General features: G+C 37.4%; 9 protein-coding genes and 1 pseudogene. 2 read left to right on the forward strand and 8 right to left on the reverse strand.

The genetic code is table 11. From position 1 onward, the window contains the following. Window positions 1-236: 236 nt before the first annotated feature. Window positions 237-1,097 (forward strand): thymidylate synthase, encoded by an 861-nt coding sequence (locus ACR30L_RS17590; RefSeq protein ID WP_435235534.1) that lies wholly within the window; start codon window positions 237-239, stop codon window positions 1,095-1,097. A gap of 37 nt (window positions 1,098-1,134) precedes the next feature. Here the strand turns inward: ACR30L_RS17590 and ACR30L_RS17595 are convergent, their stop codons facing one another. From ACR30L_RS17595 to lgt, 6 genes and pseudogenes are all read right to left on the reverse strand, one after another. Beyond that, on the reverse strand, window positions 1,135-1,608 hold the full coding sequence (locus ACR30L_RS17595) for a hypothetical protein (RefSeq protein ID WP_435235535.1): 474 nt from the start codon (window positions 1,606-1,608) through the stop codon (window positions 1,135-1,137). Beyond that, the gene (locus ACR30L_RS17600) at window positions 1,608-3,680 is read right to left on the reverse strand and encodes a hypothetical protein (RefSeq protein ID WP_435235536.1); all 2,073 of its coding nucleotides are present in this window, start codon (window positions 3,678-3,680) and stop codon (window positions 1,608-1,610) included. Before ACR30L_RS17600 ends, ACR30L_RS17595 begins: the two co-directional genes overlap by 1 nt. Window positions 3,681-3,682: 2 nt before the next feature. After that, window positions 3,683-7,498 carry a tyrosine-type recombinase/integrase gene (locus tag ACR30L_RS17605; RefSeq protein WP_435235537.1) on the reverse strand — a complete coding sequence of 1,272 codons (3,816 nt, stop codon included), beginning with the start codon at window positions 7,496-7,498 and terminating at the stop codon, window positions 3,683-3,685. Then, complete coding sequence (locus ACR30L_RS17610) at window positions 7,495-8,742, reverse strand: tyrosine-type recombinase/integrase (RefSeq protein WP_435235538.1); 1,248 nt, start codon at window positions 8,740-8,742, stop codon at window positions 7,495-7,497. The genes ACR30L_RS17605 and ACR30L_RS17610 overlap by 4 nt, the downstream gene beginning before the upstream one ends. A gap of 149 nt (window positions 8,743-8,891) precedes the next feature. Beyond that, window positions 8,892-9,446, reverse strand: a pseudogene (locus ACR30L_RS17615) (thymidylate synthase); the annotation flags it as partial. Between the two features lie 24 nt (window positions 9,447-9,470). After that, window positions 9,471-10,265, reverse strand: coding sequence for a prolipoprotein diacylglyceryl transferase (gene lgt, locus ACR30L_RS17620; protein WP_435235539.1), 795 nt, complete (start codon window positions 10,263-10,265; stop codon window positions 9,471-9,473). Window positions 10,266-10,788: 523 nt separating this feature from the next. Between lgt and sstT the strand changes: the two genes are divergently transcribed. Further along, complete coding sequence (sstT, locus tag ACR30L_RS17625) at window positions 10,789-12,057, forward strand: serine/threonine transporter SstT (protein WP_435235540.1); 1,269 nt, start codon at window positions 10,789-10,791, stop codon at window positions 12,055-12,057. Window positions 12,058-12,153: 96 nt separating this feature from the next. Here the strand turns inward: sstT and ptsP are convergent, their stop codons facing one another. Beyond that, window positions 12,154-14,424, reverse strand: coding sequence for a phosphoenolpyruvate--protein phosphotransferase (gene ptsP / locus ACR30L_RS17630; protein ID WP_435235541.1), 2,271 nt, complete (start codon window positions 14,422-14,424; stop codon window positions 12,154-12,156). 26 nt (window positions 14,425-14,450) lie between these two features. After that, window positions 14,451-14,996, reverse strand: coding sequence for an RNA pyrophosphohydrolase (gene rppH, locus ACR30L_RS17635; protein WP_435235542.1), 546 nt, complete (start codon window positions 14,994-14,996; stop codon window positions 14,451-14,453). Window positions 14,997-15,223: the final 227 nt, after the last annotated feature.

A 15,223-nucleotide genomic window follows, 5' to 3' on the forward strand; every position in this document is an offset into this window, starting at 1 on the left:
GCTGTGAACGTATAACCCATCTCCCTGTCGAATATAATCAATGCATTCAGCAAAAGTACGTTCTTTGCACAACTTATCGCTTTTCTAGCTGTTAATCTTTTATATGTAACATAAATCCTATATTTTATGTTATTGTGCCTCAAATTATCACTTCCGAACCTGTCATTGACGCATAATAGGATAAGATCTAAATGTGATAATATGATTATGAACAGAAAAGGTACTTGGTAGATATAATGAATAGTAAACACAGCCAGTATGAAGACTTATGTAAGCGAGTTATCAATGAAGGAATTTGGATTGATAACACAAGAACAGGGAAGCGCTGCTTAACTGTTATTAATGCGGATTTAGAATATGATATGGCCGCTAATGAATTTCCTCTAGTAACAACCCGAAAAACTTTTTGGAAAAGTGCTATAGCAGAAATGCTTTGTTACATTCGTGGTTATGATAACGCGGCTGACTTTCGAAAAGTAGGAACCAAGACTTGGGACGCTAACGCCAACCTCAATGAAGCGTGGCTTAACAACCCGTATCGTAAAGGTGAAGACGATATGGGCCGTGTGTACGGTGTTCAAGGACGTGCTTGGGCGAAGCCTGACGGTGGTTTTGTCGATCAGTACAATAAGATAATCGATCATCTAAGCAAAGGCATTGATGACCGTGGAGAAATTTTATCATTTTATAATCCTGGTGAGTTTCATATGGGTTGTCTACGCCCGTGCATGTACAGCCACCACTTTTCACTGCTCGGTGATACTCTCTATTTAAACAGCACGCAACGCAGCTGCGATGTGCCTCTTGGATTGGTCTTCAATCAAATTCAAGTTGCTTGGCTGCTTCAGATCACAAGTCAGATCACAGGACTAAAAGCTGGTAAAGCGTTTCATAAGATCGTCAATGCGCATATCTATGAAGACCAACTGAAACTAATGAAAGAGCAGATTAAGAGAGAACCTTACGCACCACCTAAGTTGCTCATCAACCCCGATATCAAATCACTAGAAGATTTGGAAACGTGGGTAACAGTTGATGATTTTGAGGTCGTTGATTACCAACATCACGACCCCATTAAATACCCCTTTTCGGTTTAGTCACAGTTACGGGGCGCTAAGCCCCATTATTCACTGACTACGCATTTAATAAACTATCCAATATCTCAATCCTCTCCTCAAGCGTTTTTTTGGCTTTCCGCTCTTTTTCGAAAGCTACTTTGTACCATTCAAGACTTTCATAATCACGTTTAGAACGCATTTTTAATTTATCGAACTCTCTTTTTGATTCCGAGTATTTAGTGAACCAATGTAAAATCTCTAGCTTTGACTGATCGAGTAACCCCTGCAAGTTATCTTCTTGTTGTTTTTTTGTGATTTTGTTGCGCTTTGAATCTTCTTGTCTGTGCTTTTTTAAGATATCAAGCTCAATACCAACCCAATCTCTCGCTCCTTTTCCACCCAGAGTATTACGATGAAGTCCAGTTAACGCAGCCACTTGAGCTTTAGTTGCCTTTAGCTTATCATCTCGCCTAATAGCATCCAACGCAGACCAAATTTTATCTGTGTTTTCATCGTACTGCTCTTGATTCTTTTGATCATATTCAGCCATCACATCAGTTCCTCGCCCAAATATTCTAAAACCCTTTTCGATTCTTCTATAACTTCACTAATCTGATTTTGTCTATCTTCGTATCCCTCAGCACCAACAAATTTTAAATTAGAAAGGTATATTTCTCGCCATTTTGGTGCATTCGCTTTGGTTACTACGGCATTGTGACAACGAACAGGATTGCACCTCAAACTACCGATGCATGGCAAGGCCTTATCAAAATCTTCTACCCCACCGAAGCAATAACCACTACCTACATTGATGATCGCTAATCCTTGATTAACCATTGCCTCGTATATTTCTTCTTCTGTGTAGCCCGCTTCCATGCAGCCATTAAAGAATTTTTTGATCTTAGAAAGGTGTTCCTCGGCTTTTCCCCCCATGTATTTCCCGTGAGGATCAAAGTTGGCTTTCACCGATTCTAATTCAGCAATATGCCTTAAATTTAACAACTTACTATCAAGAGTAGTTAATTGATTCGCTATCCCCCCATACCCGAGTGTTGTTTGACTAACTTTACCTTTACGTGCAAGCGCATCTGTTATCGATACTATATGTTTAAGTTGGTAAGAAATAACTGGTAAACCGACATCTGCTCGATACATTTGGTGCGCTAGACTATGTCTGAATACATACCCATTTAATTTACTGTTAATATCATCAGGAGATCGTCCCGTGAAAGCCTGAAAGCCATTTTGAATAATCATAGAAAGGGTTACCAAAGGTGTGTTTATTTCACCTGGATTTAATGTAAAAACATTTCCAAACACATATGTGTTCTGAAACACCTTACCACCTATCAACTCAACTACTTTTATTGCATCAATAATGATTGGTATCGCTACCCAACAATCATCAAACAAATTCCAACGATTATCTCGCCCTTTGTGCTCTTCAGAGGTTATAGTGCTGTCTTTCAGATTCAAACAGCCATCAATCTTCAAAGCCGAATACACATTTGGTCTTGCTCCCATAAGAGAACCGATAACCCATAGCGCCGAATAAAACGCTTTATTAATTGCAATTCGGAGAGATTCGGTATGGTTAAATTTTTTCCGATATTTTGTATCTACCATTGCATTAGTTGGCTCTACACCGAAATCAAATTTTGCTATTTGATTATCAGGAAAGATAGTGTTGATATCTGCCAGAGAGTATCCTTTACGATTTAAACGATAAGCGCCATAGTCCTCGAATTCTTCTTTTAAGTATGGGAACTCTTCATACTTTATGGCTAGCGTCTGGTAGTGTTTAGCCATAACAGGATCATTCACTTCTTCACCAATAGCTTTTAAGAAACTCACTACATTAAATGAAGCTTTCTTGAGAGCTAAATCGAACTCTTTCGTTTCAAGATAGGATAACTTCTTTTTTTTCTTATTATTATTCTTCTTATGGTTAGTCTTCTTATAATTTTCCTCATACACTTTTTTTATTGCACCATAATCGGCGTTACATACGATACCGATTTCATCTTTTACTTTATTAGTATTTAAGTAGCCAAAAAAAGTTTTATAGCAATTTTGTGTTCTTTTCTCGCTTGATATTTTCAACGTGGTCTTTTTTGCCGCCTCTTCAAAATCCAGCAAGGTGATTCCAGAGAGTTTACTGCACTGATCTTGTATATACTTCTTGCCAAGTCGTCTCTCCATTTCAGAAAAAACAAAATTCAAAAATACCAGTCCAGGTTGGAATACGGCAATCAAAGTCTGAGGTTTTATTTCATTTTTTCTATGAAAAAAATCTTTTGGGGATGCTTTAACTGTTAAAAATAGGCACTTAATTTCGGTTATCACACCAAGTGGTATGTACTGATATTTGACAAAATCAAGCTGAACGGATTTTAATGTGACTGAAGCAGCTCGATTTCTACTCTCCCAATCATAATCCCACAGCATATCGCTAAAAATACTCTTCTTGGATACTGGTAAAAGAGCAAGTTGTGCGATATATGGTATAACCTCATCACTAACTTCATCATTATTAATATTGTTCAAAATTAATAGATTGGAAAAAACCTCTTGCCAATATTGATTTATTTTATCCAAGTGTTCTACATTTTGTTGTTCCATTATTAACGTCCCCAGCTATCCAATATAGTAGTTTCAATAAATAACGAGTCTTCTTTTGCTTGCATCAAAATATCTTCTTCAAACTCCGAGGTTTCGGGGTTCAATATATCGTCAAGCAGTGATATATTTTCTAACACAACTACATGGTAGGGTGTGTTAATAACGGTACCACTTTCTAATGATATCAAATAGTCTCTTTGCATCGAAAATAGTTCTGGAAGATGCTTCTCTGTCAACATAACATTTTCACAAGATAGGCACTTGTTGTATTGAGAACAAGGTTTTCCTTTAACGTACAAAGATGATTGTTTAATAAAGTCGGGTGGATCAAATATGTTTTTGCAGCCACCTAAAGGGGTTTTCATGATGATCTTATTTTCATCAAATCTACGAGATTGTTTCTTACTAACCCTCTGTTCTCTTAAGTAAACAGCGTTACTATAAATGTATTCTATTGCCTTTCTTGCTTTATCTCTTATGACTCTATCAAATTCTAGTCTATCAATGTAGCCTATCGTCGTATAAATGGAAGAGTGTCCTAACATATATTGAATTTCTCTTATTGATACGCCAGCTTCAATTAACTCACTCACGAGGGTGGGTCTGAATCTGGTTGTAGTGAGGCTCAACGGATCACCATCATCATCTTTTAACTGATATTTCTCGATTAGTTCAGAGTAGAGTCGAGACATAGTGATTTCGGTTACCGTAAGGACTTTAGTGTAAAATGTTATAAAAAGCCTATTTGATATTTCATTTGGCGCATATTTTCTTACCTCTGAAGTCAATTGAATAACTTCATCAAACACAGTTTCAACAAAGTGTTTCTGGCTTACTGTCAGCCATTGCAGATCCGCATAAAATAAGTCTAGATGTAACATTTTCTCCCCTGTTGAACGTTCTTTCCAGTAAGTTAAGCAAGGCTTGTTCGAGAGTGGGTGGCGCTCTTGGTAATCATCTAATTCAAGGTCAATAATAGAATTTAAATTCATACCTAAGACCTGTGCCATTTTTAATATATACACACCGATTTCACTACCTATCACTTTTCGAGTTAACACCCCCCATTCATCGTACAATCCAACTAAAGAAAACCTTCGTGAAGAAATAAAGTTAATAAGTTTATTCTGTCCTTTTGTTCGACTTCCTGCAGCTCTATGACCATTATAGGTAGGTATACAATTACAATCATCTTCAAAAATAATCCTTGCTTGGATCTTTGGATCATCAAGATCTGCATTCTCTCTATCTAATTTCTGGTATGGGGCTAGTTTCTTTTTAATTAGCACCATTTCCTGCTCTAGCATTTTATTAATTTGCTTTCGTTCATTGGGCGAGTATGGCTTATATGCGATGGACTTTCTGACGATTTCAAATCCATCGGCAGGGTAATAACTAAATTCGAATTTTTGAATTTTTTCCAATTTATTCAACGTCATTCGCAGAGTCGATAATATTGTGGTTGCAGATGATGTTGACATAGTAGCTTCTGCAATTTTATAGCCTAAATACTCTTTAAAATCTCTCAGAGACCATGAGTTAAAACACGCTTTATAACTGCTTTCAGGCGAGACTTTTTTACTTTCTAAGAAGTCACAATAATGCTTATATCCGATATAGTAATTAATAATTCCTGATTTTGATGTAGCCTTTAAAGATCCAACTGCAAAGGCATGTTGCACATCCTCGTAGTTTCCCTTTTTAGATCCAAAGTCATCAACGGAAACCAGTCTTTTATCCCGCAACCTGATAAATATCAAATGCTTACTTTCTTCTTTGTTTAAAGCCTTTTCTTTGCGTATTGCTTCGCGTTCTTTAACTGTTTTGTAATTGATGCTGATGCCTTTGAGTTCAGCAACCTCTCTTGAAAAACGTCGATATTCAGTTTTTAGTAATGGGCGTTTCGTTGCTCCCTGCTCGATTGGAATTACGTCACTGAATGCTTCTTGCTTAATGGCATTTCCAAGCATTGGAAGAGCCAACTTTTCTTCATCCGTTAATCTATTTTTCCATTGAAGGAAAATTCTTCGATTATTAAGATCATAACCGAGTGCATGACTACTGCCTTTGATTTGACTATATGGAAGTGTGATTCCATAATCCAACAACAATTGGTTAAGTTGTTTTCTAAGCTCAAGTAAAGCAGGTTTATCAAGACTTTTGGACGAACATGAAAACTTTTTCATTAAGTATGCTTTAGAAACAAGCCCAAATTTCTCAAAGTACTTGTCAGGATCTCCAGCGACCACATTTGAGTGTAAGACCATATGAGATGTTAACTCAATATCCCATAATAAATCTGGATTAGCTTTGCATTCAGAGATAAAGTCACACATCAATCTAGCAACCACCTCTTCATCAACATTGAGTAAAACACCTAACGTCTTTAGCTCTGCAACTATCTTCTCAATATCTTCTTTTAAGTGTTTGCGTACTTCGGGATAGCTTACCGGTGCTTTACTAAATAGAAAGCGCAAGTTAATTGTGTTTTTTTGGGTTGGGACAGCCTTCTTTTGTTCATCCGTTAAAGACTGCCAGTAATTGAGAAGAAGCCTTCTGTATGTTTCACAATCAAATAAAACATTTAATGATTTAAGCTCTGTATCTATCTTCTTTACATCTTTTTTTAAGTTTTTGCGTATTGTATAATAGCTCATCGGCGCATCACTAAATAGATCACTAAAATCAATTGTGTTATTCGTAGTTGGGACCAACTTCTTTTGAGCATCTGTCAACGACTGCCACCAATTAATCAGACATCCCCTGTATGCTTCAACATCGGATAAAACACCTAATGCCTTAAGCTCTGCATCTATCTTCTTGATGTCTTCTTTCAGGTATTGACGTATCGAAGCATATGCTAAAGGTACTCCATCAAATAAATCACGCAAGTCTATGGTGTTGCTTACAATTGGGAGCGTTTTTTTTTGTTCATCCGTCAACGTCCCCCACCAATTAATCAAACGATCTCTGTATGCTTCAACATCGGATAAAACACCTAATGCCTTAAGCTCTGCATCTATTTTCTTGATATCTTCTTTGAGGTTTTTACGTATTGTGTAATAGCTTATCGGCGCATCACTAAAGAGATCACGCAAGTCAATGGTATTGTTTACTGTTGGAAGTACCTTTTTTTGTTCACCCGTCAATGCCTTCCACCAATTAAGCAGCCGCTTTCTACATATTTCAACATTGAAGAAAGCACCTAACGCCCTAAGTTCAGCGTCTATCTTTACGATCTCTTCTTTCAAATATTGACGTATTACACCATGACCTATCGGCGCTCCATCAAATAAATCACGCAAGTCGATGGTGTTTTTTACGGTTGGGAGCTCCTTTTTTTGTTCATCCGTCAACGGTCGCCACCAATTAAGCAGACGCTCTTTGTATCCTTCAACATCGGATAAAACATCTAATGCTTTAAGCTCTACTTCTATCTTCTTGATATCTTCTTGCAAGTATTGACGTATCGAGCCATAGCTTAAAGGTACTCCATCAAATAGCTCTCGCAAGTCGATGGTATTGTTTATGGTTGGGAGTCCCTTTTTTTGATCATCCGTCAACAACTGCCACCAATTAAGCAAACGTTCTCTGTATGCATCAACATCGGACAAAACACCTAATGCCTTAAGTTCTGCATCTATCTTATTAACATCTTCTTTTAGGTTTCTGCGTATTGAGTAATAGCTTATCGGCGCATCACTAAAGAGCTCACGCAGGTTAATTGTGTTGTTTGAGGTTGGGAGCACCATTTTTTGCTCATCCGTCAATGATTGCCACCAATTCAGTAGACGCCTTCTGTATTCTCCATATTTCATTTCACCATTCCTTTCTTCACTCTGGTTCTATCCGTTAGTTTTTTCATCAACAGATATCTTTTGAGTTCTACACCATTGCGATCTACAAATTTTTCCCAGACCCCGAAAGGTATTTTTGTGTACTTTTGTGTTGTATCTAATGAGCTATGACCAAGGCACTGCTGCAAAAGCAAAAGTCTATCTAAGTCTGTCTTGCCAAAATCATCAGAATTTAGAAGCATCGCGCCAAAACCATGCCGGATTTTGTGTGGTGATAGCTGAGCTTTGATTAATCCAAGTTTTAACGCTCTATTGGACAACCTTTTGAATAGAGCACTGACGGCCTTTGCTGTGTAAGGGTTACCATCTTTATTTAAGAATGCGGGAACAGGAGTATCACCCCACTTTCTTTTGAGTTTCTTATACTCAATGCTTGAGTGATATCTTTGGACTCTATTAATCGATTCTTTTGAAACAACAGTTTCTCGAAATTTAGGTTCCCTTCCTCGTCCTTTGTTGCCTTTAATTTCCATTGCGACATATTCGCTAGGTATTTGAAATGTATCTTTATCCACGATAATGCTCTTTCGAGATTCTCTAGATAACTGCAAAATGCTATCTTGACATATATCTTTGACTTCGGCCCTACGAACACCTGAGTCATACATAAATTGAATTAGACTCTTTTCTCTTTCATGATTGGCAACACGAATCAAAGCTTCAACATCTAAAAAAAGTGCAGGCTTAATTAGCGATTCTTTAGCTGCACCAGCTAAACTACCATTCTCATAAGGATTTTCCTCTCTAATTAGTTTGTAACCCGAAGGAGGGTTGCATAGAAATTCCGAGAAGAATCTGCCGTAAGTAGCATCTCTGTTTGATATTGTTGTTCCACTTGTAGACTGTTTCTTTTTATCGCCTTTCCCACTTCTGCAATACTCAAAATACTTCTGAATTTCTGTTACGTGTACCGTCAACAAACAATCATCTCGCTTCGAACCAATGTGGTACTCATCATACGTAGTCAGATACTTAACTAAATAACGTAAGTTGTTTGCGTAGGTTTTTACAGATTGATCGCTATGCTCATTTCTGTAATGAGTGAGAAAATCAGAAATGAGTGGCAACAATTCCATTTTCTCATTAAAGACTGCTACACCTTTCGCAAGTATAAGTGTATTTGGATATTCATCAGAATCTTCATGAGCGACAGAGTTTAATGTATTAATTTTCTCACCAGAAGATATTACGACTGACTTATCCATAAAACCTCGAACTATGCATTAAATTGGCTAAAACCTTAATTTAGCTTCGTGCTATGCACATTAAACATAGCATAATAAAATCAAAAAGAAGAAGAAAAGAAGATAGGTTTAATTACGAACTGTGCATTTTGTGAGATGGGTTATAAAAATGGCACATCGCATGAACGTTGATAACTGGTAAGATGCAATGTATCACCAACGAGCGAAAATGTATGAGTATGCATGCAAGGACGTAAGCACCCCATATGAAATTCACCGGGGTTGTAGAAGGTAATAATTTCGCCACGGTCATCGATACCGTTTTTCAAATTATTAACGACTTTTTTAAGTTGATCAATATGACCACCATCGGGCTTCGCCCAAGAACGACCTTGAATACCATAAACTCGCCCCATATCGTCTGTACCTTGGCGATATTTATTATTTAGCCACGCATCGTTAAGATTTGCATTCGCATCCCAGGTTTTGGTGCCTAATGCACGAAAATCTGCGGCATTATCATATCCACGAATGTAACCAAGAAATTCAGCAATTGCCGATTTCCAGTAGCTTTTGCGCGTTGTAATCATCGGGAACTGATTATTTTTTACATCGTATTGTAAATCTGCATTAATTACCGTTAAACAACGCTTTCCAGTACGTTCATTTTCAATCCATGTACCTTCATCAATAATACGCTGGCATAAATCTAGGTATTGTTTCATTTATTTCTTATCCAAAATGTGTGTTTATTGTTTTTTAGCACGATATGCAAAAGCGATTAAAGCAGCACCAATTACAACCATTGGTACCGATAAAATTTGTCCCATGGTCATTCCAAAGCTTAAAAAGCCAAGCTGCGCATCGGGTTGGCGAGCAAATTCAATAATAATTCGGAATACGCCGTAAGATAATAAAAACAAACCCGCTGTTGCGCCGTTAGGTCTTGGCTTGCGAATAAACAGCCAAAGAATAACAAATAACAACACACCTTCTAATGCAAATTCATAGAGCTGTGATGGATGACGAGGTAGAGGTCCACCATTATGAAAAATAATACCAAATGGAGAGTCAGTTACTCGGCCCCATAACTCAGAATTAATAAAATTCCCTATTCTTCCCGCGCCGAGTCCAACGGGTAAAAGTGGAACAATAAAATCCCCAACAGCCAAAATTGAACGTTGATTCTTTTTCGCGTAATAAATAATCGCAATCACAACCCCAATAACACCGCCATGGAAGGACATTCCCCCCTCCCAAATGCGGAATATATACATTGGGTTAGCTAAAAACTCTGCCGTTTGATAGAAAAAAACATAACCACAACGCCCACCGAGTATCACGCCAAGAAAGCCGTAGAATAATAAGTCACTGGCTTGCTCTCTAGTCCAAACGCCATTAGAACGGTCACAGAAGCGGTTTGCCATAAAAAAAGCAAAGACAAAACCAATTAAATACATTAAACCATACCAACGGATATCTAAGGGACCAATACTAATGGCAATCGGGTCAATGTAAGGTAATACGAAATGTGAAGAAGACATTTATTTACTCATAGGTTAATCAAGAAAAATTTATGATGGGTAATATAACAAGTAAAGTGCACTGAGCATAAAATTTTTGTTATTTATGATTTAATTAAAAGAAATAATTTTTTTATGATTTATAATGCCCCCGCTATGCTGATTAGCAACAAAATTTTTAGCCAAGCAGCGAAAGTCGAACACTGTCATTAGCGTGCACTTACTGACCTTTAACGTTCTATATTAGATACGAACACAAAAGACCAATAGCCACTAATAATACCAATCGTAGTAATTAGCTGATCTATTTTACTGGTTAAAATGATTTATTTCTTTGTTGAAAGTTTCGTAAAGGGAACAACCATTTACATTAACTTTCGCCTCGAACTAAATCATTTTTCCTGCTCAAAATTTAGATCACATATTTAATACAATCGGTATAAGACCAATTCATTAAATGAATTCGGCATCAATCACTGCTTTCAATATAACGCATTAACGAAAATACAAATTTTTAATGCACCTCAATAAATAGGCATATTATATGAATCCTAACCCCACACTCATGCAGCGCTTTTTAAATGGTAGCTTGGTTTTACAAATAGTCATCGGCATTATTGCTGGTATATTTGTCGCTTCCGTTTTCCCTAGCACTGCACAATCGCTCTCTTTTCTTGGTGCACTATTTGTTGGTGCATTGAAAGCAGTTGCACCAATCTTAGTTTTTATTTTGGTTGCATCGTCCATTGCGAATCAACGAAAAGGCGCAAACACAAACTTAAAACCAATTATTCATTTATACTTAATTGGGACATTTTTAGCTGCATCAACCGCCGTTATTATCAGCTATTTTTTCCCAACCACGCTAGTGCTTAGTGCAACCGATATTCAAGCAACACCACCAGAAGGCATTGTTGAAGTATTAAATACCTTATTATTTAAAATTATAGATAACCCAATTAATGCGTTAGTCACTGGTAACTTTATTGGTATTCTCACCTGGGCTGCAGGTTTAGGATTTGCATTACATCACGCAAACCAAACAACAAAAATAGTACTAAATGATATCTCTAACGGCGTGACTAAAATTGTTCATTTAGTGATTCGTTTTGCACCCTTTGGTATTTTTGGTTTAGTCACAAGCACGTTTGCTGACACCGGCTTTGAAGCACTAATGGGTTACTCTCACTTATTAGTTGTATTATTAGGTTGCATGTTCTTTATTGCGCTAGTTGTGAATCCTGCCATCGTTTATGTAAAAACCCAAACTAATCCCTATCCATTAGTGTTTAAATGTTTACGAGAATCAGGTGTGACCGCTTTCTTTACACGAAGTTCAGCGGCGAATATTCCAGTAAATATGACACTATGCGAAGAATTAGATCTTCATAAAGATACTTACTCTGTCTCTATTCCACTTGGCGCAACGATTAATATGGCCGGTGCCTCGATTACTATTACCGTATTAACACTGGCAGCAGTCCATACTCTTGGTATTCAATTTGATATTGCAACTGCTATTTTATTAAGTGTTGTGGCAGCGGTATCGGCTTGTGGTGCATCGGGCGTTGCAGGTGGTTCTTTATTACTTATTCCATTAGCCTGTAGCTTATTCGGAGTACCAAATGAAGTTGCAATGCAAGTCGTTGCGATTGGCTTTATTATCGGTGTAGTTCAAGATTCTGCAGAAACAGCACTAAACAGCTCAACGGATGTTATTTTCACCGCAGCAGCCTGTATGGCCTCCGATAATCCTGAAATAGTAGAGGATGATGTAACACCAGTAGGTGAATATATGACGGATAAAGCTTAATTTATTGCCACTAGTAGCGAGCTTCGAGTCGCGAGCTTCGAAGTTCGATTTTTATTAGTTTATCATTACTCGTAGCTCGAAGCTCAATGCTATTTATTATTTCCCTGCGCGAATAAACCCACCTAAGCCTTTTTCATCTAAATAATCACTAAATACACGACGAATTTGTTGGCCATTATTAGCGACTAACGCTTGATCAACACAATACTGTAACTCTTCGCGAGAAACGGTGTTAATCAAGTATTTTATCTTGCTCATATTGGTGGCATTCATACTTAATTTTTCATAGCCGAGCCCAATTAACATTAATGCGCCAATCGGATCTCCCGCTAATTCCCCACATACACTGGCTTCTAACTCATAACGTTTACAGTTATCAATAATAAGTTTCAGTGCCTGTAGAACAGCAGGATGATAACTATCGAACAATGCCGCAACTCGACTATTATTCCTATCGACAGCGAGTAAATATTGAATAAGATCGTTACTGCCAATAGAAACAAAATCTATTTCTGCGGCTAATTGTGGAATAATAAAAATGGACGAGGGTATTTCAACCATTACCCCGAGCTCAGGTAAAGGAAACGTCTCAGGTGTTAACCCTAGCTCATATTTTATTTCTAACCAGGCTTGGTGAATTAATCGTTTCGCTTCGTAAACTTCTTCAATGGAACTGATCATCGGCAACATAATACGCAAGTTTTTATATTTAAGGTTAGCCCTTAACATTGCTCTTATCTGTACCAAAAAAATTTCGGGTTGATCAAGGGTAAAGCGAATTCCACGCCACCCAAGAAAAGGATTATCTTCAAAAAAAGGAAAATAACTTAACTGCTTATCACCCCCTATATCTAATGTTCTCATTGTAACGGGTAATGGTGCATATTGTTTTAATAGGCGTTTGTAACAGTTCCCCTGCTCTAATTCTGTCGGAAATGAATTGGTCAGTAAAAAAGGCAGTTCACTGCGGTATAAACCGATCCCATCAAACAACCCAACCACTTCACTATTTTGACTTGAACTTAATCCCGTATTGAGCAAAATAGAAATTCTTTTCCCATCAACTGTTTCTGCATGTTCACTTTCACCGGGCTCAACAATCCTTTTTAACTCATTCTCTTCCTCAAGTAACATTTGATAGTGAATTAATACGTTATTTTCTGGCGAAATAATCGCACTACCGCTATAGCCGTCGATAATCATATTTTTCTGATGGGCGTTATCGAGTGATATCTGCGCTCCCATAATCGCAGGAACACCTAACGCACGTGCCAAAATCGCAACATGGGAATTTACACCGCCGTAAATTGAAACAATCCCCTGTAATTTTTCAGCGGGAATACTCGCAATCATCGATAAAGAAACCTCGGCTGCAACCAAAATAACTTGTTCTGGCAACTCAACAATTTCTTCAACCTGCTGAGTAATATGGTAAAGCAACCGTTGTGCTACATCGCGTATATCCGCACCTCGTTCGCGAAGGTAGCTATTACTCATCTCATCAAATTTTTTGATATAAGATTCAGCAACCACTTTTACAGCACTTGAGGATGTTAACTGGTGATCAATAATCTGTTCACGTATCGCGTTTAAAAACGCCTTATCTTTAAGGACATGGGAATAAATATCGAACAGTGCAAAAGTATCTTGAGAGAGTTGTTCTTTAAGAGTTATCGCGAGTGCTGAAAATTCATCACTACATTTATTGATAATTTGCTCAAAAATCACTAGCTCTTTACTGCTTGAAACACTTTTTTCAATCACCACTTCTTCAATCGTTAAAGTAGGTTTCACAACATATGCATACGCAATTGCAATACCAGGGCTAGCAGGAGAGCCTTGCAAATAAATAGAGTCGCTCATGCAATGTAATTGTTCTAATTCTAAACGTAGTCCTGAATTAGTCAGTAACGTGCCGAGGTGCATTCCCAAGGTAACTAAAAATGATTCTTCTAATTCACTAAATAAACGCGGAGATTTTTGTTGAACCACTAGCACACCTAAAATATGGCGCTTATAAATAATAGGCGTGCCTAATAATGAATTAAAAAACTCTTCTTTACTATCTGGTAGGTATTTATAACGGGGGTGTTCACTGATATTTGCTAAATTTAAAGGTTCACCTTTTTCATGAATTAACCCGACAATACCTTCGCCAAATTTAAGGTGAGTTCGCCCAACGGATTGACGGGCCAAACCTTTACTTGCAATAAGATTAAGTAATTTATTTTGATCGTCAGTAATATAAATAGAGCAGCAATCGACTCCCATTATCAACTGGGTATGTTTCACCAATGTATTCATTGCAGTTGTTAAACTTTTTGCATCTCCAACCTGCTCTACAATGTGGCGCAACTGACTTAACATACCAAATCCTTTAACAATAAAATGGATTATCGCTTTCTATAGGAAGACGAGCGACGACTGCGTTTCTTTTTTTTCTTTTCCGAATTGCTTGCCATTAAAGCAAATGCAATCGGTGCAAATTCTTTTAAGGCTTTGCGATAAACTTCACGCTTAAATGATACAACTTGGCGAACCGGATACCAATAGGTAACCCAACGCCAATCATCAAATTCAGGGTGACCGCATGCATTAAACTCAATATGCTTATCATCAGATGTTAATTGCAATAAAAACCAACGTTGTTTTTGACCAATACAGACAGGCTCCGGAGAATCCCAGCGCACTAACCTTTTAGGCAATTTATAACGTAGCCAACTTCGACTACTTGCTAGTATTTTTACATGCTCACTTTTAAGGCCAACCTCTTCGTGCAACTCTCTATACATGGCTTGTTCAGGTGTTTCTCCTTCTTTGATTCCCCCTTGAGGAAATTGCCATGAATGTTGCCCGAATCGTTTTGCCCATAAAACTTGGCCATTTTTATTACAGATGATGATAGCTACATTATGTCGGTAACCGTCAGTATCAATCACTAAGAAGCCTTTTAAGGGTTAAGATTTATTAATAAATAGATATCTATATTAATACCGGATAAATAATTTCGGTACGGATAAATATTAATAAATACAAATTTAATTAAAAATGCATTCTTTCATAGATTACCTAGGCCATCAAACTGATCACATCAAAATTGTCGTTCAACTATCAAGATGAAAATGAATTACCCACATATCCACGAAAATTGTGCATAAGTTTGTGT

It is taken from the genome of Psychromonas saccharinae (genome assembly GCF_051201515.1).
Lineage (GTDB): Bacteria > Pseudomonadota > Gammaproteobacteria > Enterobacterales > Psychromonadaceae > Psychromonas.